22 protein-coding genes and 1 pseudogene are annotated in these 20,515 nt (G+C 60.8%); 11 read left to right on the top strand and 12 right to left on the bottom strand.

Translation table 11 applies throughout. The features are described from left to right. Positions 1-20: 20 nt before the first annotated feature. Both tapU and tapT read right to left on the bottom strand, forming a co-directional pair. Positions 21-1,130 carry a type IVa pilus ATPase TapU gene (tapU, locus tag ACTG1K_RS05680; protein WP_440006801.1) on the bottom strand — a complete coding sequence of 370 codons (1,110 nt, stop codon included), beginning with the start codon at positions 1,128-1,130 and terminating at the stop codon, positions 21-23. A gap of 28 nt (positions 1,131-1,158) precedes the next feature. Beyond that, positions 1,159-2,193 carry a type IVa pilus ATPase TapT gene (gene tapT, locus ACTG1K_RS05675; protein WP_005340354.1) on the bottom strand — a complete coding sequence of 345 codons (1,035 nt, stop codon included), beginning with the start codon at positions 2,191-2,193 and terminating at the stop codon, positions 1,159-1,161. Positions 2,194-2,232: 39 nt separating this feature from the next. On the opposite strand from tapT, the gene ACTG1K_RS05670 reads away from it, so the two are divergent. The 5 genes from ACTG1K_RS05670 to ACTG1K_RS05650 all read left to right on the top strand — a co-directional run bounded on the left by ACTG1K_RS05670 (position 2,233) and on the right by ACTG1K_RS05650 (position 5,229). Next, positions 2,233-2,934, top strand: a complete 702-nt coding sequence (locus tag ACTG1K_RS05670) for a YggS family pyridoxal phosphate-dependent enzyme (RefSeq protein WP_440004934.1) — start codon at positions 2,233-2,235, stop codon at positions 2,932-2,934. Positions 2,935-3,076: 142 nt separating this feature from the next. Continuing rightward, on the top strand, positions 3,077-3,901 hold the full coding sequence (gene proC, locus ACTG1K_RS05665) for a pyrroline-5-carboxylate reductase (RefSeq protein WP_440004933.1): 825 nt from the start codon (positions 3,077-3,079) through the stop codon (positions 3,899-3,901). A gap of 11 nt (positions 3,902-3,912) precedes the next feature. Then, entirely contained in the window at positions 3,913-4,464 is a 552-nt protein-coding gene (locus ACTG1K_RS05660) for a YggT family protein (protein WP_115521283.1), read from the top strand. Then, positions 4,464-4,766 (top strand): DUF167 family protein YggU, encoded by a 303-nt coding sequence (gene yggU, locus ACTG1K_RS05655; protein ID WP_201958626.1) that lies wholly within the window; start codon positions 4,464-4,466, stop codon positions 4,764-4,766. Before ACTG1K_RS05660 ends, yggU begins: the two co-directional genes overlap by 1 nt. Positions 4,767-4,809: 43 nt before the next feature. Continuing rightward, positions 4,810-5,229, top strand: coding sequence for a DUF4426 domain-containing protein (locus ACTG1K_RS05650; protein WP_005340339.1), 420 nt, complete (start codon positions 4,810-4,812; stop codon positions 5,227-5,229). A gap of 101 nt (positions 5,230-5,330) precedes the next feature. Here ACTG1K_RS05650 and ACTG1K_RS05645 read toward each other — a convergent pair whose 3' ends face one another. From ACTG1K_RS05645 to ACTG1K_RS05615, 7 genes are all read right to left on the bottom strand, one after another. Continuing rightward, on the bottom strand, positions 5,331-6,527 hold the full coding sequence (locus ACTG1K_RS05645) for a NupC/NupG family nucleoside CNT transporter (RefSeq protein ID WP_005357935.1): 1,197 nt from the start codon (positions 6,525-6,527) through the stop codon (positions 5,331-5,333). A 182-nt stretch (positions 6,528-6,709) separates the two neighbouring features. Next, the gene (locus ACTG1K_RS05640) at positions 6,710-7,645 is read right to left on the bottom strand and encodes a LysR family transcriptional regulator (RefSeq protein WP_162517440.1); all 936 of its coding nucleotides are present in this window, start codon (positions 7,643-7,645) and stop codon (positions 6,710-6,712) included. An 82-nt stretch (positions 7,646-7,727) separates the two neighbouring features. After that, positions 7,728-8,264 (bottom strand): glutathione peroxidase, encoded by a 537-nt coding sequence (locus ACTG1K_RS05635; RefSeq protein WP_124930252.1) that lies wholly within the window; start codon positions 8,262-8,264, stop codon positions 7,728-7,730. A 60-nt stretch (positions 8,265-8,324) separates the two neighbouring features. Further along, positions 8,325-8,888, bottom strand: a complete 564-nt coding sequence (locus tag ACTG1K_RS05630; RefSeq protein WP_440004932.1) for an NnrU family protein — start codon at positions 8,886-8,888, stop codon at positions 8,325-8,327. Positions 8,889-9,120: 232 nt separating this feature from the next. Continuing rightward, the gene (locus ACTG1K_RS05625) at positions 9,121-10,254 is read right to left on the bottom strand and encodes a glycerate kinase (protein ID WP_440004931.1); all 1,134 of its coding nucleotides are present in this window, start codon (positions 10,252-10,254) and stop codon (positions 9,121-9,123) included. Between the two features lie 9 nt (positions 10,255-10,263). Then, the gene (locus ACTG1K_RS05620; protein ID WP_005340326.1) at positions 10,264-11,526 is read right to left on the bottom strand and encodes a GntP family permease; all 1,263 of its coding nucleotides are present in this window, start codon (positions 11,524-11,526) and stop codon (positions 10,264-10,266) included. A gap of 119 nt (positions 11,527-11,645) precedes the next feature. Next, the gene (locus tag ACTG1K_RS05615; protein ID WP_139442973.1) at positions 11,646-12,761 is read right to left on the bottom strand and encodes a sugar diacid recognition domain-containing protein; all 1,116 of its coding nucleotides are present in this window, start codon (positions 12,759-12,761) and stop codon (positions 11,646-11,648) included. A gap of 209 nt (positions 12,762-12,970) precedes the next feature. Here ACTG1K_RS05615 and ACTG1K_RS05610 point away from each other — a divergent pair, with 209 nt between their 5' ends. Both ACTG1K_RS05610 and ACTG1K_RS05605 read left to right on the top strand, forming a co-directional pair. Then, on the top strand, positions 12,971-13,345 hold the full coding sequence (locus tag ACTG1K_RS05610) for a YacL family protein (protein ID WP_026034971.1): 375 nt from the start codon (positions 12,971-12,973) through the stop codon (positions 13,343-13,345). Positions 13,346-13,398: 53 nt separating this feature from the next. Next, entirely contained in the window at positions 13,399-13,695 is a 297-nt protein-coding gene (locus ACTG1K_RS05605; protein ID WP_005348860.1) for a hypothetical protein, read from the top strand. A 67-nt stretch (positions 13,696-13,762) separates the two neighbouring features. Here ACTG1K_RS05605 and ACTG1K_RS05600 read toward each other — a convergent pair whose 3' ends face one another. Beyond that, on the bottom strand, positions 13,763-14,500 hold the full coding sequence (locus ACTG1K_RS05600; RefSeq protein WP_128834935.1) for a substrate-binding periplasmic protein: 738 nt from the start codon (positions 14,498-14,500) through the stop codon (positions 13,763-13,765). Between the two features lie 120 nt (positions 14,501-14,620). Between ACTG1K_RS05600 and ACTG1K_RS05595 the strand changes: the two genes are divergently transcribed. The 3 genes from ACTG1K_RS05595 to ACTG1K_RS05585 all read left to right on the top strand — a co-directional run bounded on the left by ACTG1K_RS05595 (position 14,621) and on the right by ACTG1K_RS05585 (position 17,748). Further along, complete coding sequence (locus ACTG1K_RS05595) at positions 14,621-15,451, top strand: lysostaphin resistance A-like protein (protein WP_440004930.1); 831 nt, start codon at positions 14,621-14,623, stop codon at positions 15,449-15,451. A 198-nt stretch (positions 15,452-15,649) separates the two neighbouring features. Next, positions 15,650-16,966: a sphingomyelin phosphodiesterase gene (locus ACTG1K_RS05590; protein ID WP_440004929.1), complete on the top strand. Its 1,317-nt coding sequence runs from the start codon at positions 15,650-15,652 to the stop codon at positions 16,964-16,966. Further along, positions 16,963-17,748: a hypothetical protein gene (locus ACTG1K_RS05585; RefSeq protein WP_440004928.1), complete on the top strand. Its 786-nt coding sequence runs from the start codon at positions 16,963-16,965 to the stop codon at positions 17,746-17,748. The genes ACTG1K_RS05590 and ACTG1K_RS05585 overlap by 4 nt, the downstream gene beginning before the upstream one ends. 2 nt (positions 17,749-17,750) lie before the next feature. Here the strand turns inward: ACTG1K_RS05585 and ACTG1K_RS05580 are convergent, their stop codons facing one another. After that, positions 17,751-18,971 (bottom strand): DEAD/DEAH box helicase, encoded by a 1,221-nt coding sequence (locus tag ACTG1K_RS05580; protein ID WP_121463551.1) that lies wholly within the window; start codon positions 18,969-18,971, stop codon positions 17,751-17,753. Positions 18,972-19,114: 143 nt separating this feature from the next. Here ACTG1K_RS05580 and ACTG1K_RS05575 point away from each other — a divergent pair. Then, positions 19,115-19,866, top strand: a pseudogene (locus ACTG1K_RS05575) (ABC transporter substrate-binding protein). Between the two features lie 60 nt (positions 19,867-19,926). On the opposite strand, the gene tpx reads toward ACTG1K_RS05575, so the two are convergent. Further along, positions 19,927-20,427, bottom strand: a complete 501-nt coding sequence (gene tpx / locus ACTG1K_RS05570) for a thiol peroxidase (RefSeq protein WP_440004927.1) — start codon at positions 20,425-20,427, stop codon at positions 19,927-19,929. Between the last annotated feature and the right edge of the window lie 88 nt (positions 20,428-20,515).

The raw sequence follows: 20,515 nt of genomic DNA, 5'->3' as shown, positions 1-20,515 counted from the left end.
CGGCAGAGCGGCCCCATGATTCATTCATCCAGCGTCACATTGTCCAGCGTACCGGTGCCGAGCCGTTCGCGACCGGAGAGCTTGATCAGCAGTCGCAGGTCGTTGGCCGAGTCGGCGTGGGCGAGTGCCTCACTGTAGCCAATCTGGCCAGCGCAGAACAGGCTGAAGAGCGCCTGATCGAAGGTCTGCATACCCAGCTCGGTGGATTTGGTCATCACCTCCTTGAGGCGATGCATCTCTCCCTTGCGGATGATGTCGGTGATGAGCGGGGTATTGAGCAGGATCTCGAACGCGGCGCAGCGCCGCTTGCCATCCATACTCGGCACCAACTGCTGGGCGACGATGGCCTTGAGGTTGAAAGAGAGATCGAACAGGAACTGGCGGTGTTTGTCTTGCGGCACCAGATGGAGGATGCGATCCAGCGCCTGGTTGGCATTGTTGGCATGCAAAGTGGCGAGACAAAGGTGTCCCGTCTCGGCGAACTGCAGGGCAAACTCCATGGTCTCCTGACTGCGGATCTCGCCGATCAGGATCACGTCCGGCGCCTGACGCAGCGAACTTTTCAGCGCCACATCGAACGACTCGGTATCGATCCCCACCTCCCGCTGGGTGATCAGGCTGCGGCCATGCTGATGGACAAACTCCACCGGGTCTTCCACCGTCAGAATATGGCCGTCGGCATGCTGGTTGCGATAGCCGATCATCGCCGCCTGGGTAGTCGATTTGCCCGCCCCGGTGGCGCCGACAAACAGCACCAGTCCCCGCTTGGCCATCGCCACCTCTTGCAGGATCTTGGGTAGCTGCAGATCTTCAAAGGTGGGAATGCGGGTCTCGATACGCCGCACCACCATGCCGGGCAGCTCCTGCTGCCAGAAGGCGCTGACCCGAAAACGACCAAGAGCCTCGCGATAGATCGCGTAGTTGGCCTCCTTGGTGCGGATATAGCGCTCGAAGTGATCGCTACTGAGGGTATCCCTGACCAGCGTCAGCGCCCCCTTCTTGTCGAGCGCCTCACCCCCCAGCGACACCAGATGGCCATTCACCTTGAGGGTGGGCTGCGAGCCCACCGTCACAAACAGATCCGATCCCTTTCGCTCAACCAGCTCGCTCAGCAGATCATCCAGATTCATCATCTATCCCTCCCTGGGTGCGAGTCGCTTAAATGCTGTTGGGATCAACGGCCTTGGCCTTGGCATCGAGGGATGCCACTACGCCGCGACTCACCAGCTGCTTGAGACTCTGATCCATGGTCTGCATGCCGTGGGTCATCCCGGTCTGGATCACCGAGTAGAGCTGGGCAATCTTGTCCTCCCGGATCAGGTTACGCACCGCCGGAATGCCCATCATGATCTCGTGGGCCGCCACCCGACCGCCACCAATGCGCTTGAGCAGGGTCTGGGAGATGACCGCCCGCAGGGATTCGGAGAGCATAGAACGCACCATGTCCTTCTCCGCGCCGGGGAAGACGTCAATGATACGGTCGATGGTCTTGGCCGCCGACGAGGTGTGCAGGGTGCCAAACACCAGGTGCCCGGTTTCGGCGGCGGTCATGGCAAGACGAATGGTCTCAAGGTCGCGCATCTCGCCCACCAGAATGATGTCCGGGTCTTCCCGCAGTGCCGAGCGCAGGGCGTTGCTAAAGCTCTTGGTATCCCGGTGCACTTCCCGCTGGTTCACCAGACAGCGCTTGTTCTCGTGGACGAATTCGATGGGATCTTCGATGGTGAGAATGTGGTGATGGAAGTTCTCGTTGATGTAGTTGACCATGGCCGCCAAGGTGGTCGACTTACCGGAACCGGTCGGGCCGGTCACCAGCACCAGACCCCGCGGGAACTCGGCGATCTTGCGGAAGATCTCCGGCGCATCGAGATCCTCGAGGCTCAGCACAGTGCTGGGGATGGTACGAAATACCGCGCCCGAGCCGCGCGCCTGCTGGAAGGCGTTAACCCGGAAACGGGCCAGATTGGGAACCTCGAACGAGAAGTCGACCTCGAAGTTCTCCTCCAGCTCCTTGCGCTGGTGATCGTTCATGATGTCGTAAATGAGGGCATGCACTTCCCGGTGTTCCAGGGCGGGCAAATTGATCTTGCGAACCTCACCATCAACCCTGATCATCGGGGGAACCCCGGCGGACAGGTGTAGATCCGAGGCTTTATGCTTTACACTGAAAGCCAATAACTCTGTGATATCCATAGACTTGTCATTCTCCCATCACAAGATCACTAACGAAATATGAACCAGATTGCCCAGCACCTGTTTCAGGTAAAGGAACGTATTGCCCAGGCCGCCGAACGGGCGAGCCGCAACCTGCAGCAGATCCGCCTGCTGGCCGTGAGCAAGACCAAACCTGTCGAGGCCATCATGGCCGCCCATGCCGCAGGTCAGCGCTGCTTTGGCGAATCCTACGCTCAGGAAGCAGCGGCCAAGATCGATACCTTGCGCCAGCAGCCGGAATATAGCGACATAGAGTGGCACTTTATCGGCCCTTTGCAATCGAACAAATCCAAACTGGTCGCCGAACGGTTTGACTGGGTGCAGAGCGTGGATCGGGACAAGCTGATCGACCGCCTCAACAACCAGCGCCCAACTACAATGGCACCGCTAAATGTTTGTCTGCAAATCAATATTAGCGGAGAGAGCAGCAAATCCGGAACGTCGGAACAAGAGATTTTCCGCCTTGCCGAGCTGGTCTCTCAAAGTGAGCGACTGGTGCTGCGGGGGCTGATGGCCATTCCCGAGCACACCAATGACGAGAGCGTACTGGCCGCCCAAATGACCCGTATGCAGACTCTGTTCACCGAGCTTGCGCGACAATACCCCACGGTGGATACCCTCTCGATGGGGATGACCGAGGATCTCGAACTGGCGATCGCCCACGGCAGCACCATGGTGCGGGTCGGCACCGCCATCTTCGGCGCCCGTGAGTACTCATAGGCAAGGCCAGCGGATAACCCATACGTCCGCCTCTTGCCGCGACTTCATCAACAGGAGCGTTTGATGGAACACCGAATTCTGGCGTCAGGTGGTGCAGGCAGCGCCAACCCCGCCGCGACCCCATGTGCTACAGGAGCATCTGATGCAGCATAGAACGCTGGCCTTTATCGGCGCGGGCAACATGAGCCGCAGCATCATCGCCGGACTTGTCAAGGCGGGTTATCCCGCCGGGCAGATCACTGCTGCCAACCCCAGTCTGCCCAAGCTGGAGGCGCTGGCCAGGGAACATGGCATTCGCATCACCCAGAGTAATGCCGAGGCGGCCCGCGACGCCGAGGTGATCGTGCTGGCGGTCAAACCGCAGCTGATGGCCAGCATGCTGGCAGCACTGGTTGAAGAGCTGGGATCCCTTGAGGGCAAGCTGCTCATCTCCATCGCGGCTGGCATCAAGGTGGCGCGCCTTGGCGAGATGGCCGGTGGCCATGACCGCATCATACGCACCATGCCCAATACCCCTGCCCTGCTGGGTCTGGGCATGACCGGTCTCTACGCGCCCGTACATATTGGAGCCAGTGATCGCGACTTTGCCGAGCAGATGATGCAGGCGGTCGGCAAGACCCTCTGGGTGGAGCAGGAGTCTGGCATCAACGGCGTCATCGCCGCAGCGGGCAGTGCTCCGGCCTACTTCTTCCTCTTTATGCAGGCGATCGCCGAAGAGGCGGAGGCGATGGGTTTCTCGCCCGAGCAAGCACGCCTACTGGTGCAGCAGACCGCGCTGGGCGCAGCCGCCATGGTGGAGCAAAACCCGGAGCTGGCGCTGCAGACCCTGCGTGAGCAGGTGACCAGCAAGGGCGGCACCACAGCCGAAGCCATCAAGACATTCCAGCAGCAGGGGCTGATGCCGCTGACTGCGCAAGCCATGCAGGCGGCCGTTGCTCGCGCCACCGAAATGGAAACCCTCTTCTAACAGGAGCCCAGATGAACACAGCTTACTTTCTGATTAACACCGTTTTCGATCTCTACCTGATGGTGATCCTGCTGCGCGTCTGGCTGCAGTGGGCCCGTGCCGACTTCTACAACCCGATGAGCCAGATGGTGGTCAAGCTGACCAATCCGCTGGTGATCCCGCTGCGCCGCGTTATCCCGGGCTTGGGCGGCATCGATCTCGCCTCCGTGGTGCTGGCGCTGGCTGTCGCCTTCCTCAAGCTGGCCCTGCTCAAGAGCATGAACGTACTGCTGGCGGACTGGCTCAGCATCAGCCTGTTTGCCGCGCTGACCGTGCTGAAGAAAGCGGGCTCGATGATCTTCTGGGTACTGCTGATCCGCGCCATCCTGAGCTGGGTCAGCCAGGGCCGCAACCCCATCGAATACGTGATGCATCAGCTGACCGAGCCGTTCCTCGCTCCTATCCGCCGCGTACTGCCGGCACTGGGCGGGCTGGATCTCTCGGTGCTGGTCGCCTTTATCGGCCTGCAAGCCATCAACTACCTGCTGGGTGACCTGTTCGGCCAGCTGTGGTGGATGATTTGATGCCAGCCGTCCTGCAACAAGGGGATGAACTGGTACTGCATCTGGTGATCCAGCCCAAGGCGAGTCGGGATCAGATCATCGGATTGCATGGTGAAGAGCTGAAAGTGGCCATCACGGCGCCGCCCGTCGATGGCCAGGCCAACAGCCATCTGATCAAGTTTCTGGCCAAGCAGTTCAAGGTGGCCAAGGGCCAGGTAACCATAGTGCGGGGCGAGCTGGGGCGACACAAAACCGTCGCCATCGACAGCCCCAAACAGTTGCCGCAAGAAGTGAGTACACTGCTGAATGACACGCAAGGCTGAATGAATCGGCCTGCGCCAACCGTAGATATGAGAGGGATGACAGATGAAAACAGCCTGGATGAGTGGCCTGCTGGCACTGCTGATGACCCTGCCGCTCAAGGCAGAACAGATGAAGGAGCTAGGGCCATGGCTGGTGCACTACAACGCCTTCAACTCCAGCTTCCTCACCCCCGAGGTCGCCAAGGCGTATGGACTGGAGCGCAGCCGCTACAACGCCATCATCAATATCGCGGTACAGGACAAGCAGAAAGTGGCGCAAGCCGTGGGGATCACCGGTGAGGCCAAGAACCTGACCGGCACCATCCGCACCCTGAACTTTCAGGAGGTAAAAGAGGGCGATGCCATCTACTATCTGGCGACCCTACCCTACCGCAACGAAGATACCTATCAGTTCACCCTGAAGATCATGGGCGGTGGGCAGCAACAGAACCTCAGCTTCCAGCAGACCTTCTACGTCGACTAAGTACCAAAATGAAGCCACGACCAAGGCCGGTGCTTCATTTTATCCATATGACAAGGGCGCCATCAGGGCGCCCTTGTTACATCTATTCCGTACCGCGACTGTTACAGGGCGAGGAACAGACCGGCCAGACAGGCGCTCATCAGGTTCGCCAGCACGCCGGAGAGAATGGCGCGCATGCCGTAACGGGCGATGAAGGATTTGCGCTCCGGCACCATGGAGCCCAGACCGCCGATCAGGATCGCCATGGAGGAGATGTTGGCAAAACCACACAGGGCGAAGGTCACGATGGCCTTGCTCGACTCGCTCAGGGTCTGATCCTGCACCAGACCGATAAAGGCGACGAACTCGTTGACCACGATCTTGGTACCGATCAGGGCTCCAGCGGCTTGCGCCTGATCCCAGGGCACACCGATCAGCCAGGAGACGGGGGCAAACAGCCAGCCCAGAATGATCTGGAAGCTCAGATCCAGCCCCACCAGACCACCAGCCCAGCCGAGCAGGCCATTGAGCATGGCGATCACGCCAACGAAAGCCAGCAGGGTGGCACCGACCGCCACCGCGATATTGAGGCCGGACATGGCGCCATCGGCCGCCGCTTCAATCACGTTAGTGGCGCGGGGGATCTCAACATCCTGATGGTGATCGACCTCTTCAGCTCCCGGCGGCACCAAGATTTTGGCCATCGCCAGACCGGCAGGGGCCGACATGAAGGCGGCAGCGATCAGGTATTTCAGCTCAACCCCGAGGCTGGCATAACCCACCAGAGTGCCACCGGCGACGGAGGCGAGACCACAGCTCATCACGGCGAAGAACTGGGAATCAGACATCTTGGAAAGGTAGGGTTTGACCACCAGCGGCGCTTCTACCATGCCGACGAAGATGTTGGCGGTCGCGGAGAGGCTCTCGGCACGGCCGGTGCCCAGCAGCTTCTGCAAGCCACCCCCCAGCAGGGCGATCACCCGCGGCATGATACCGATGTGGTAGAGGATGGCGATCACCGCGGAGAAGAAGATGATGACCGGCAACACGTTGAAGGCAAAGATGAAGCCCAGCTTGAACTTGGCCAGATCGCCGAACAGGAAGGCGATCCCCTCCTGACCATAACCGATCACGCTGCTTACGCTCTCGCTGACCCCGTTCAGCACGTGCTGACCGGCAGGCAGCCAAAGCACCAGACCGGCAAACATGACTTGCAGACAGAGGGCAAGGCCAACTGTTCGCAACGGGATACGACGACGATTATCAGAGCAGATGACGGCAAGCGCCAGGATACTCAGGATGCCGAGCAGGGCAATCATAGGGACTCCATCAGGTGGGGCAAAAGATGGGCGCGGATTCTGCGCCTCTCCCCACGTCACTGCAAGTCCGCTTGGTTACAACCCTGTTAGAAAAAACGTTTGCACGATATCGGTTGCGCCAACTGGCTGATTTGGTTCGGTTTTAGTATCAGGAGAAATCGAGAGTTCTTAAATGGAAACAATCATTCCTCACCGCCGGACAATTTACCCCCGAGCCAGGGGGCCAGTCGCTGCTCCCAATAGGGGTCGGGGCCAAAGCGGGCCTTGAGGAAATCGATGAAGAGACGGATCTTGGGATCCAGATGTTCGCGCCGGGCATAAACGGCGTGTACCGCCATCTGCTGGTTCGGTCGCCACCCTGGCAACACCGGGATCAGCTTGCCGCTCTGTAACTCCTTGTCCAGCAAGTAGTTGGCGATATAGGCGATGCCGAGCCCGGCCAGTGCCGCATCCCGCACCGCCTCCGCCATATCCACCCGATAGTTGCCCGCCACCTGCACCGTCTGGCGCTCCTTGCCCTGGCGAAACGACCACTGGTGATAGCGCCGCTCCCGACTCTGGTAAGTGATGCAGTTGTGCTGGGCCAGATCCTTGGGATGAAGCGGCGTGCCGTGGCTCAGCAGGTAATCCGGCGAAGCCGCCACCACGAAGCCAATGTCGGCCAGCCGCTGTCCCACCAGCCCTTCCGGCTTGTCCTCATAGGTGGTGAGCCAGAGATCCAGCCCCTCATCCACCAGATTGGTTCTGTGGTCGAACAGCGAGACTTCCAGCTCCAGCTCGGGATAGCGATCCTGAAACGCCTTGAGATGAGGAATGACGTGCAAGCGGCCGAAGGATTGGCCCACACCGAGATGGAGCACGCCGCTCACCTTGCCGCGCCGCTCGGCGATCATGGAGTCCGCCTCCTGCGCCACCGCCACCAGCGCATGGCAGTGACGGGCATACTCCTGACCCAGCTCGGTCAGGACGAAACGGCGGGTGGTGCGCTGCACCAGCTGGGCACCGAGGGTGGTCTCCAGCAGCGCCAGCTGCTTGCTGATATGAGATTTGGAGACCCCGAGACGACGGGCGGCGGCAGAGATCCCCTGCTCGCGCACCAGCGCATCGAAGATCACCATTTGAGGAAGACGTTGCAGCACAGGATAACCGGATTGAGTGGCGGGAGCCCATTATTCCAGAGCCGCCCGCCAAGGGGTAGGGTCAGAGCCCCAGCGCCCGGGTGATCTGCAGTTTGAGGGGGTCGTCAGCCGGATTCTGGTTGGCACCGTAGCTGGCGATCAACTTGCCATCGCGCCCCACCAGATACTTGTGGAAGTTCCAGTTCGGCTCATCCCCATCAGCGGCCGCCGCCAGCCCCTTGAACAGTGGCACTGCATCGGAGCCCCGCACCGCTACCCGATTGAACATCGGGAAGGTGACGCCATAGTCGCGGCGGCATACCTCGGCGGTCTTGGTCTCGTTGCCCGCCTCCTGCCAGAAATCGTTGGAGGGGAAACCCAGAATAATCAGCCCCTTATCCTTGTAGCTTTGGTAGAGCTGCTCCAGATCGCGGAACTGGCCGCTGTAGCCGCAGTAGGAGGCGGTATTGACCACCAGCACCACCTTGCCCTCGGTCAGCTGACAGAGGTTGTGGCGCTGGGCATTGTTGAGTTCCCGCATCTCCACATTGAAATAATCTGGGCACGCCGCAGAGGCCGCGCCGGCTCCCAATAACAGCAACAGAGTGAACCATTTCATCGCCAAGACTCCTTTTTTGTTTTGTCCATCATACGCGGTTACCAGAGCCGCAGTTCACTCTCAATGCAATGGAATGCCGGTCAGCCAGCCGTGGCCCCAGAACACCAGCAGCGCAGTGGCAGCCAGGCCCGCCCCGACGCTGATGCCGGTGCCAGTCCAGTTGGCCTCGGGGCGCGGATATTTCTGCCAGTCCCGCACCGAAATCCAGACCATGCTCACCAGCGCCCACAGCCCAATGCCGCCAAACAGCACCAAAGATCGCGCCTCGCTGTTGACCAGCAGATGGGCCACCGCCCAGAGCAGGGTACCGAGCAGTTGGGGATGCACCAGCCAGCGGCGCAGATGGTTGGACCCCTGGCCGGAGAAGAACAGGATCAGCGCAAAGGGCATCATCACCGTCATGGTCATCGGCCCCCACTCCGGCAGGAAGTAGAGCGGCAGCGAGCTGGCCGAGCGCCAACCGGCAATAATGCAGGCGATGGCGACAAACACCAGCAATGAGAAGAGTCCCTTGTAGCGATTCTCACCCAGCCGCTCGCGCAGTCGCGCCCGATTGGCAACTGCAAAACAGGGGTAGAGATGGATCAGGGTAAACAGCGCAACCCCCAGGGTCAGCAGGAACATGAGTCTCTCCTTGTACTTGGTACGACCACTATGCCGTAAAGGGAGATGTGCGCCTATCAAAACCGCGCTGCCTCATGGAGTCAAAAGTGTGGCAAGACAAAGGAGCAGAAAGAAAAGAGCCGATCACGATGGATCGGCAAATAAGTGCCAGGGCAGTCAGACATCTCGCGGGATGGGAGATGCCCCAAACGGGGATATTGAGTGGCCGATAGCGCCCATCGGCCGAACCGGATCAGCCCTTGAGCTGATAGAGCGCCGCTACGTTGCGCGCGGTGAGTTGAATGTTGGTGCTCGCGCTCTCCAGCGCCTCCGGCAGAGACATGGCGCGGTTGACCACGGCGAATACCGCGTCCAGCCCGTGATCATGTACCACACCGCAATCGTCGGTCAGGCAACCGGAGATACCGATCACCGGCTTGCCGAACCGCTTGGCGCAACGTGCGACACCGATTGGCGTCTTGCCATGGATGGTCTGGCTGTCGATGCGCCCTTCGCCGGTGATGACCAGATCCGCATCGGCCACTTCCTCGGCCAGTTTCAGCGCTTCGATGACGATCTGGATACCGGGCTTGAGCTCGGCACCGAGCAGACCGACCAGTGCGGCCCCCATGCCACCGGCGGCACCCGCCCCCGGAATATCCTTCACCTGCTTGCCAAGGGCCTGCTCGATGCAGTCGGCATAACGGGAGAGGTTGGCATCGAGTTGCACCACCATCTCGGGGGTCGCCCCCTTTTGCGGGCCAAACACCGCGGAGGCGCCTTTCGGGCCGCAGAGCGGGTTGTTCACATCGCACGCTACCTCGATAACCAGATCGCTCAGACGCGGATCCAGACCGCTCAGATCGATGGTTGCGAGCTCACAGAGACCCGCGCCACCCAGCTCGATGGCAGAGCCATCGGCTTTGAGCAACTTGCCACCGAGCGCCTGGATCATACCGGCACCGCCGTCATTGGTGGCGCTGCCACCGATACCGAGGATCAGGTGCTTCACCCCCATCTCCAGCGCGGCCAGGATCAGCTCGCCGGTGCCGAAGCTGGAGGTGAGCAGCGGATTGCGCTGCTCGGGCGCCACCAGATGGATGCCGGAGGCGGCGGCCATCTCGATGACGGCGCGCTCGCCATCACCCAGCAGGCCGACGAAGCCCTGCACCTTGTTGCCAAGAGGCGCGGTCACTTCGACTGGGAGGATGCGGCCACCGGTGGCATCCACCAGCGATTGCACCGTGCCTTCGCCGCCATCGGCCATCGGCAATTTGACGTAGGTGGCGTTCGGCAGCACCTGCTTGAAACCGGCCTCGATGGCATCAGCCACCGCCATGGCGCTCAGACTCTCCTTGAATGAATCGGGGGCAATAACAATTTTCATATCAATTCCTTAGGCGAGGCCAAACACGCCAAACATCAGGGTGGAGACAGTGGCAATGGTCAGACCGACTGCAGTTTCGTAAGGGATAAGTTTCAGGCGCTCACCCACCCCCATGTGGACGCTGCCACCGGTGGCATGGAAGAAAGAGCCGTGGGGCATGTGGTCAAACACGGTGGCACCGGCATGGATCATCGCCGCTCCGGCCAAACTGCTGATCCCCAGTTCAATCAGGGTGGAGCTGAATACGTTGGAGGCCACCACGGTACCGGCGGTGGTCGAGGCGGTCGCCAGCGACATCAAAGCACCGGAGATAGGCGCCAGCAGGTAAGAAGGCAGACCGGAGGCGGTCAGGCCGCTGATCAGCACATCTTTCAGGCCGGAGTTGGCGATGATGCCTGCAAGGGTACCGGTACCCAGCAGCATGATGGCGACCGGCGCCATGCGGGCGAGGCCGGAGACTGCAAACTGGTTCACCTTGCTGAATTTACCCATCATCAGGGCTCCGACCAGACCACCGAGGGGCAGTGCAATCAGCGGATCCACCACGATACCGGCGACCGGCCGCAGGGCCAGCAGCAGGATGGCGACCAGTGGTGCACTGATGGCGGCGGCAAAGCCCGGCAACTTGGCACCGGCAAAGCTCACCACTTCATCAGCAGCAACCTTGCTGCCCTTGTTGTTCAACCTCTTGGCCAGCCAGTAGGCCATCACCAGACCGAATAGACCCGGGATGATGCCCGCCGCCATCACAGAGGTGAGGGGCAGATGGAAGGCATCAGCCGCGGCAATGGCGTTAGGGTTGGGGGACATGACGTTACCCGCCTTGCCGCCACCGATCATCGCCAGCAGGATGGCCGCCTTGGAGAGGTCGGCACGGCGGGCGATGGCCAGCGCAATGGGCGCCACCGTGATGACGGCCACATCCACGAATACGCCAACCGCAGTCAGGATCAGAGTCGCCAGCGCCAGCGCCAGCAGGGCGCGGGTTTCACCGAGCTTTTTGACGATGGTCTCGGCGATAGTGGTGGCTGCACCCGATTCGATCAGTACGCCCGCCAGTACACCGGCCGCCAGGATCCGCATCACCGCAGTGGTGATCCCCTGGGCACCGCCGATCATCAGAGCGACGGTCTGGGTCAGATCGGCACCGCCAATCAGGCCACCGGCCAAAGCCCCCACGATCATGCCGTAAGCGGGCGGCACCTTCTTCAAAATGAGGATGATGGCGATGGAGAGCGCCGCGATGGCGCCAAGGGCTGTAACCGGGATCATGACGGACACCTTCAATGGGAGTGAATGGCCGTCATTATGGAGATCTGCAATCAGAATGCTTTGGCTTAATAGCCAAAAATTGCGTCATGGAAAAGTGTTTTTTTTGTCTAAATTTACAATCACAAGTCGAGGTTAAGGCCGAGATAGAGCAAAAATTTGTCGTCTAACTTGTTGAAATTCAACCCAGTTATCTGCTCTATTCGCCCCAGCCGATAGCGCAGGGTATTGGGGTGAATGAACAGGGCTTCGGCACAGCGATGCAGATCACAATCCTGCAAGAAATAGTGGCGCAGGGTCTTCTGCAGCGCCCCCTTGCCATCTTCCCGGGCCAGTTTCTGCAGCGGTGTGCGCAGCTGATCCGCCTGCCAAGAGTCCGCCAGACTGCCCAGCAGCACCGGCAAACGGTAGTCCTCAAAGAAGTAGACCTGCTTGCGCGGTGCCTGCCGCATGCCACGGCGCAGGGTATCTCGCGCCGTCTGGTAAGAGCGCGCCAGCCCGTCGATCCCGGCGAAGTAATCGCCCACCGCGATATGCACCTTGAAGTGGGGAATACGCGCCAGCAACTGCTTGATCCGGCTGCGCTCCTGCGCCGATTGCCAGACCCCCTCACTCAACTGCGCCGGTTTGAGCACCACTATCTCGTCGAGCCCGTTGATGGCAACCAGATTGTCCCGCTCCGGATTTTCCAGCTGATGGACCAGCTCCCGCAGACGCGCTGGATCGGCCTCCTCCAGCGCCAGCACGGCCACCACCCGAGGCTGGGCCAACTCCAGCCCGAGAAAACGGGCCGCCTGCTGCAATTGATCGACTCGTCCCTCACCACGAATGAGCTGTAACACCAGCTCCTCCTTGTGGCGCTTGTCCCACTGCAACTGCTCGGTGAGCGCCGCCTGCTCCAGGATCAGTTCGGCGGTCATTCGCACCAGCTCGGCGTAAGCACGCACTTCCTCCGGATCGCCGGAGATACCGATCACCCCGATCAGCTCCCCCTGATAGGAGATGGGCAGATTGATGCCGGGGCGCACCCCTTTGAGCTGCAGGGCAGTCGCTTCGCTTATCTCCACCACCCGGTTTTCGGTCAGCGCCAGCACGGCCCCTTCGTGGCGCTGATGGATCCGTTCCGGATTGCCGGACGCAATGATGAGACCATGTTCGTCCATCACGTTGACCGAGAACGACAGGATCTTCATCGCCCGTGCGACGATCTGGCGGGCAAGGTTATCGTTTAGCTGCATAACATCTCCGGACAAGGGGCTGATCTGGCGGCGCCACCATGGGGCGATTCAGAGCACATGGGCGCAAAGATGCCACATCATCAAGACAAGCGAGAGGGGGATCGCTAGAATAGGCCACTTTACCCGATGTGCGCCCCGCCATGGAGCAGGAATTGCGTGCTTGCACCCGCCTGCCCGTGATGGCCCATCCCTCCGATCTGGACTGTGCTATGGATTATGAATTTCGCCGCGACCCGTTTGGTGGCTATCGCGCCCGGTTCTCCATGGGCCATGAAGCCATCGGTCAGTGGCTGATCGACGAGGTTGGCAAGGATGAAGAGAAGCTCGACGAGCTCTTCTCCATCATTGATCAGCTCTCCAACCGCACCCGAGTCGAATACCGGCTCAACGGCGGTGACTACTCCCTGCTGCTGACCCATGAAGAGGCGGAGGTGAAAGCCAACGCCCTCAATATCGAGCTGGGTGAGGATCTTGACGATCTCGCCTACTACGATGATGAACAGCTAGCCATGTGCGGGCTGGAAGATTTTGCCCAGGTGCTCACCTCCTGGCGCGCCTTTATCCGTAACGAGGATATGGGCTGATTGACCCAATGTCGGGCAAACGTGCCCTTTTGCCTAACTCAACAGGATTGACTATGTCTATTTACGATTTTGATGACGAACTGCCGGAAGATGAAGAACAGGAATCCACCAAGAAAGCGGCTGCACCTGCCAAGAAGAAAGGCAAGCAGGTGATGAACACTCAGGTCAACCTGAGCCCGCGCGATGCCAGCCGTCTGAACGGCATGCACGTTGAAGCGATCGCCACGCTGGACGACGTCAGCCTGCCGAAGAACGTCATCTTCAAGGCTGGCCTGATCGCCCTGGGCGAACTGGAAGCTGGCAAGCGCGCCGATATCATCGCCCGCGTGATTGCCGAATCAGGCCGCTAAGCGTCCCTGAAGGCAAATAGAAAGCCGGAGCCACTGCTCCGGCTTTTTGTTTTCCGCCTAGGCACTCTCAACGGCAATCGATCCCCTTTCCGGCTCGGGAGATCAGTTGGTCATAGCGACCATCGGCACGGGCGGCAGCCAGGGCATGATTGAAGCGCTCAAGCAGGCTGGCGGCCTCCGGGTACTGCCGTGAAATGATCAGGTAAAAGGTGTCGCTCTGACGAAAGTGGGGCAATGCCTGCAGATGGCAGGGGTCGCCAAACAGCTGACGGCTGGCATCCCGGGTCACCGTCTCGTTCATCGGCAGCAGATCGATCCGTTTGCGATCCAGCAATTGCAGACACTGTGCCAGGGTCTTGGGGCGCTGCAGATCCAGCCCGAAACGCTTGATCACCCCGTCGGCATGGCTGGTACTCCACCCCAGCGGAATACAGACACGCAACCCTTGCCAGCGGCCAGCCTGAATAGCCTCGCTCCCCCTATAGGTGAACCAGGAGAGGCGATCTATATGAATGGGAGCGCTGTAGTGGAAGAGCTTGGCCCGCTCGGCAGTCCAGGCGTAGGGGAAGGTGGCCGCGACCAACCCATTGCGGGTCAACTGATAGCCGCGGGGCCAAGGCAGGTAGTCGACCTGGAGCTCTCGATACCCGGCCTCTTGCAGCAGGGTCGTCACCAGCCGGGTGCTCTCGCCGCCTTCAGGCAGTGCCTTGCCGGTATAAGGGGTGAACTCACCGGTCACCAGCAGCAAGGGTGCGGCCTGCAGCCAGACACACCAACAACACAACAACCACAGACAGTGCTTCATCAGCTGCTCTCCCTTTACCCTGTTGATGAGTATAGAGAAGGGATCCGACCACCTCCTGCGCGGTTGTCCTGCTGACGCCCTCTTGTTAAGGTTGCCGCCTGCCTCGATCAAGGAGATCCAATGTTACCCCTTCCCGACTCATTTATCTGGGGCGCGCTGGCGCTGGCCGTGCTGCTTGCCCTCTTCCGCCAACGTCTTCCCGCCTTTGCCCTGCTGGGACTCTCCCTGCTGCTGGCACAGTGGCTTGACCGAATGACGCTACCCGCCCTGCTGGTCTCGGTCGCAGGATTACTGCTTGCGTGGCGTACGCCAACCCTCCCCGCCCGCTGGGCGATGGCGGCCAGAGTGGTGCTGATCCTCTGGGCGATTGCGCTGACCCTGCACCTGATCCCCGGCTTCAACAATCTCAAGGTGCTGGATCAGGCACTGGCAGGCCCCGCCAGCGTGCCGTTCAACATGTATCTGAACCTCGACAAACCGCTGCTGCTCTTTGGCTTGCTGCTGGCCTGCCCGATGCTACTGGGCAAGGGGGGCACAATCCGCTGGCGCCCGCTGGCCCTGTTACTGCTGCCGCTGGGAGCCCTGCTGGTCATCGCCTGGCAGTTGGGAGCACTGAAACCGGAAGTGGGTCTGCCCCACTGGTGGTGGCTGTTTGCACTCAACAATCTGCTGTTCACCTGCGTGGCGGAAGAGGCGCTGTTTCGCGGCGCGATCCAGCAGGGGCTGACCGAGCGTTACCGCCCCTGGATTGGCATCGTCGTGGCCGCGCTACTGTTCGGAGCCATCCACCTGCCCGGTGGCCCACTGCTGGCGCTGTTTGCGACCCTGGCAGGCTGCTGCTATGGCCTGGCATTCCAGCTCAGCGGGCGACTCTCCATGGCCATCCTGATCCACTTCGCCTTCAACTTCGCCCATCTGGCGCTCTTCACCTACCCGCTGGCCCACCGCTAACTCCTGAAGGCGCCTGACACGGGCGCCTTCCCTCGCTCTTCCCTCTCTCTTTAAGCGTGCTGCCTCGCTCGCTTTACACCTCCACAAAGCTCCAAACAAAACCAATTTATTTACTTGTAACCAAAATGTAAACAAACTGACCTCTGCATTCGCCATAACAGTCACTTTCCATTGCCCTGCAACCAAAAGGATCCTGTGATGCAGAAAACCCTCAGTTATGCCGCCCTGCTGCTGGTCAGCCAGTTCCCGCAACTGGCACTGGCCGATACCGATGTCTACCTCACCAACAACAGTCCTGAACCGCTCCAGATCGACATCCGCCAAAGCGGCAGCGGCCAGCTGCAACCCGGCAGTCAGTGGAGCCAGCACCGCACCGAGCTGGGCCCATGGGAGAGTGCCATGGTGCTCAGCTTCAATCGCTATGAGGGGGTCAAGGCGGGCAAGAGCTATCTGTTCGAAACCCGCGTGACCACAGCGGGTGGCGACGTCTATCGGCTCAACCAGCTGATGGAGGGAACCTGGTGGAACACCACCTTGCAGCACGGTGGCGAAACGCCAACCGGCGTATCCGGTTGGCAAAACGATCGGGCGATCCATCGCGTTGCAGGGCCACAAGAGCTGGCATTTGCCGCCAAGTTCACCGGCCGCTACGACGATCTGCACTATATGATCACGCCCCCCCAAAAACGGGAGCAGCCGGAACCGGCAGAACACAGGCTCAAGGTGGCCAGCTACAACGTCTGGGCGCTGCCTGTGATCGCCTCCAGCATCGGCGAGCGGTTGACCTTGCTGCCTGATTATCTCAAGGGTTATGACGCCCTGCTGCTACAAGAGGTATTCGATGGCCGCCGCGAGGGCTTTTTACAGGCGCTGGCGAAAGAGTACCCCTACCAGACCAAAGTACTCGACAAGCCCGGGGTCAACATTCATGACGGCGGCGTGGTGATCGTCAGCCGCTATCCCATAGTGCGGGAGGCCCAGCTGGTCTATCCCCAATGCACCGGCACCGACTGCTTCGCCGACAAGGGGGTGATGTACGCCGAGGTGATCAAGGGGGGCAAGGCGTGGCACCTGTTCGCCACCCACACCGCCAGCTTCGACACCGATGAGGCGCGCAAGCTGCGCCAGATCCAGTTCGGTCAGATCCGCTCTCTGGCAGCCAGCCTCAAGATCCCTGCCACGGACACCGTCATCTACGGCGGCGACTTCAACGTCAACAAACGCAAGTTTGCCGATGACTACGCCAATATGCTGGCCAATCTGAACGCCCATGAACCCGCCTATGGCGGCTATACCGAAGCCACCTTCGATCCCAGGATCAACCCCTATGCCGGTGGCCCGCTCTCCGGTGGCGCCAACGTCGAGTATCTGGACTACCTGGTAGTGAGCTGGGAATACGGCAGCGCCAGCCACAACCTCAACACGGTCTGGATCCCGCGCAGCAGCGATGGCCGCCTCTGGCCCGCCAGCAACCTCTCAGACCACTTCCCGGTCAAGGGAGAGATCAGCCGATGACTCGCCGTTACGGGATACTGGCGCTGGCTATCCTGACCCTTTTGCTGGTGAATCTGGGCTGGCAGGAAGAGCAGTCCCCGATATCGCCAGGACGGTCGGCGACGCCCTCTCTGGCCAATCCACAGTTGCCAGCAGAACCGGGGAGCCCGCCTCCCCACATGCCAAACGCTGAGGGGATGGATGGCAAAAGCAAAGAAGTGCCCAGCAGCTGGCAGGCGATGCCGGATGAACTGATCACCCAGCTTGCCAGCGAGATCAGCGACAGCGAGTTGCCGCTGGCGCAGCGCGTGAGCAATCTGGAGGCAACAGAGGCCGGGTGGCTGAGCGAGGGGGAGAGCCTGATCCGGCTACAGGGGCGCTATGTCCTGGCGCTGGATCAGTTGGCGCAAGAGAGCGAGCAGTTGCCGCTGGCCGAGCGGCTGGACGCCCTCAGCCGCTTGCAGGACCGGTGGGCAGCGGATCATCCAGATCTGGCAGGCGAGCTGTTCAACCCGGATGCCCGCCTGCAGCAAGCTCGTCAGCTTTGGGGAGATGAGGAGCTGGCCACCTTGGCCCGCCACTTCCTGCCCGCAGAGAAAGTCGAAGCCACGCTGGCGTTTGCCGGGGCACGTCAGCAGCAGCTCGATCAACGCAGCCGCTACCAGCGAGAGCTGGCCGAGCTGGAGCAGCAACTGGCGATCAGCCAACAGCAGATGGATCCTGCGCTGTGGCAACAGCACAAGGAGGAGGTATTGAGCCAGTGGCGTCGTGACTTCTTCGCGCGGGAACAAGGTAAACCCTGAGGTCAGCGCTTGCCCTTGAACTGCTTGACGCTGCGTTTGGCCTGAGTGCGGCGATTGGCCTGCTTGTCACGAGGGGGGCGCTTGCCCTCCCCGCTGGCAGGCTGGTCGGTGACCGGGAATCCCGCCAGATCGCCCAACGGCAGATCGCGGCAGGTCAGGGTGCGAATGGCTTGCAGCATGTCACTCTCGCCATGGCAGACCAGCGAAATGGCCAACCCTTCGCGGCCAGCCCGGGCGGTACGACCGATGCGGTGTACGTAAACAGGGGCGCTGGCGGGCAAGTCCAGATTGATCACCACCGGCAGCGCCTCCACATGGATGCCACGCGCCATCAGGTCGGTGGCCACCAGCACCCGAATTTTGCCCTCTTTGAAATCGCTGAGCGCCTGCTCGCGCACCGCCTGTTCTTTTTCGCCATGGAGGGCAGCCACAGCGATACCTGCCTTGGCCAGCTTTCTGGCCACACCGTCGGCATCATCCCGCGCACTGATAAAGACCAGCACCTGCGGCCACGCCTGCTCCTTTAGCAAGCTGATAAGCGCCGGGACCTTGCTGCTCTTGTTGACCAAATAGAGCCGCTCTTCGATCTCGTTCACCACGCTGTTAAGGGGGTTTGCCTCGATACGGTTAGGCTCGCGCAGCAGGCCGTTGGCCAGCGCCTCCAGCTCGGCAGGCAAGGTGGCGGAGAAGAGCAGGGTTTGGCGATCCGCCGGAATAAAGCCGAGCAGCGCCTTGATGTCGGGAGCAAAGCCCATCTCCAGCAAGCGATCCGCTTCATCCAGCACCAGCAGTTGCAAACCATCCAGCCCCAGCAGTTGCTGGGTCAGCAGATCCCGCAGCCGCCCCGGCGTGGCGACCAGCAGCTGTGGCCCCTGCACCAGTTCGGCCTGTTGCCGCTCCTGCGCAACGCCCCCACACAACGTCACGATGCGCAGCCCCAGCGCCTCGGCACCCTCTTTTATCGCGGCAGTGACCTGAATCGCCAGCTCGCGGGTCGGCACCAGCACCAGACCCTGCACCTGGCTGGAGGCCGGCTCCAACCGTTGCAGCAGCGGCAAGCCAAACGCCAGCGTCTTGCCGCTGCCGGTCTGGGCCAGCGCCAGCAGATCCTGCCCCGCCAGCGCCGCCGGAATGGCCAGCTGCTGGATGCGGGTCGGCGTCTGCAAGGTGGCGGGCAAAGAGGCAAGCAGAGCGGGATGAAGGGCAAGTTCGCTAAAGGTCATGGCGCTACGTCAACAAAGAAGTGGGAGGCGAAGTCTAGTGAGCGGGGGCCGAGAAGTAAAACCCTATCCATGATGGCCTGGCCGAGGGGGCTGGCGACCGGCTGACTACACTTTAGCTGACCCATCACCAAGAGAGACTCGCCATGACCAGACACATCTCCCTTCTGCTGCTCGTGGTCACCCTGCTCGGCAGCGCCACCCTCGGCCTGTCGCAGAATCCGGAAAACGACGCCACCCCCGAGCCGCCGAAACCGGGGCGCATCCTCAATGCCCACCTTGGCGAGCTACCGGGGCTGGTCAATGCCGACAAGACAGGCCCCTTTGTCGACCTGGTACACGCCATCGATGACCTCTACCCCGATGTGACCATCAAGATCACCATCTACCCCATCGCCCGTGCCATGGCTGGGGTGATCTCCGGCAAGGCTGACCTGGGGCTGCCCGCCATCCGCAACCTCAAGGATATCGATATGCTGGCTTATCGCTTCAGTACCCGCAGCTTTGGCAAGGTAGCCCATGTGATTTACAGCAATACCGCCTATCCGGTCACCACGGATATGGCCTACGGCATAGTGCCCACCAAACGGGATCTGCTGATCGAGGCCGTATCGACGCCTTTGTCTGGGCGCAAGAGGAGGCCGACCTGATGCTCAAGCAGCTGGGGCTGACCAATATCAGGCGAGAATTTTTCGGAGATTTCGAGGATGTCTTCATCATCCAGAAAGGGGCTGCAGGTGATGAGATGGACGAATTTCTCCGGCAAGCCATCGATCAGCTGGCCGCCACCGGCAAACTGGCCGAGATTTACGAGAAGATCCACCGCCTCTATGTGGAGTGGCAACCCTCCCCACCCGCCAAGGCTGAACCGGCAACCACCCTGCCCGCTACGCCCTGAACGGACAATTCCCGCATAAAAAAATCCCGCCGAAGCGGGATTTTTTTATGGCTTGCAGCCTTACAGCACGGCCAGCGCCGCAGCGTAGTTCGGCTCGTCGGCCACTTCGGCGACCAGCTCGCTGTGCAGCACCTTGTTGTTACCATCCAGCACCACGATGGCGCGAGCGGTCAGACCGACCAGCGGGCCGGAAGAGAAGGCAACGCCATAATCTTCCATAAAGGCCGCACCGCGCAGGGTAGAGAGGGTTACTACCTTGTCCAGACCTTCAGCGCCGCAGAAGCGGGACTGGGCGAACGGCAGATCGGCGGAGATGCACAGCACGACAGTGTTCTCCAGCGCGCTGGCCTGCTCGTTGAACTTGCGCACAGAGGTCGCGCAGGTCGGGGTATCGACGCTCGGGAAGATGTTCAGGATTTTGCGCTGACCGGCAAAGCTTGCCAGGGTCACGTCGGAGAGATCCTTGGCCACCAGAGAGAAGGGCTTGGCTTGCTCACCGGCGACCGGGAAGTGACCAGCGACGGAAACCGGGTTGCCTTGCAGAGTGACTGAGTTGCTCATGTGTTATGTCCTTTATTGGTGTAGTAAAAATCCGGGTGATCAGTATAGGGGCGGCGGGACCAGACAAACACCCGCGAAGACAAGGGAT

Origin of the sequence: Aeromonas sp. 102P (assembly GCF_051920345.1) — a bacterium.
Classification (GTDB): Bacteria; Pseudomonadota; Gammaproteobacteria; order Enterobacterales; family Aeromonadaceae; genus Aeromonas; species Aeromonas veronii.
Note: the sequence above shows the minus strand (reverse complement) of the source record. Positions and strands in the feature narration are given on the sequence as shown.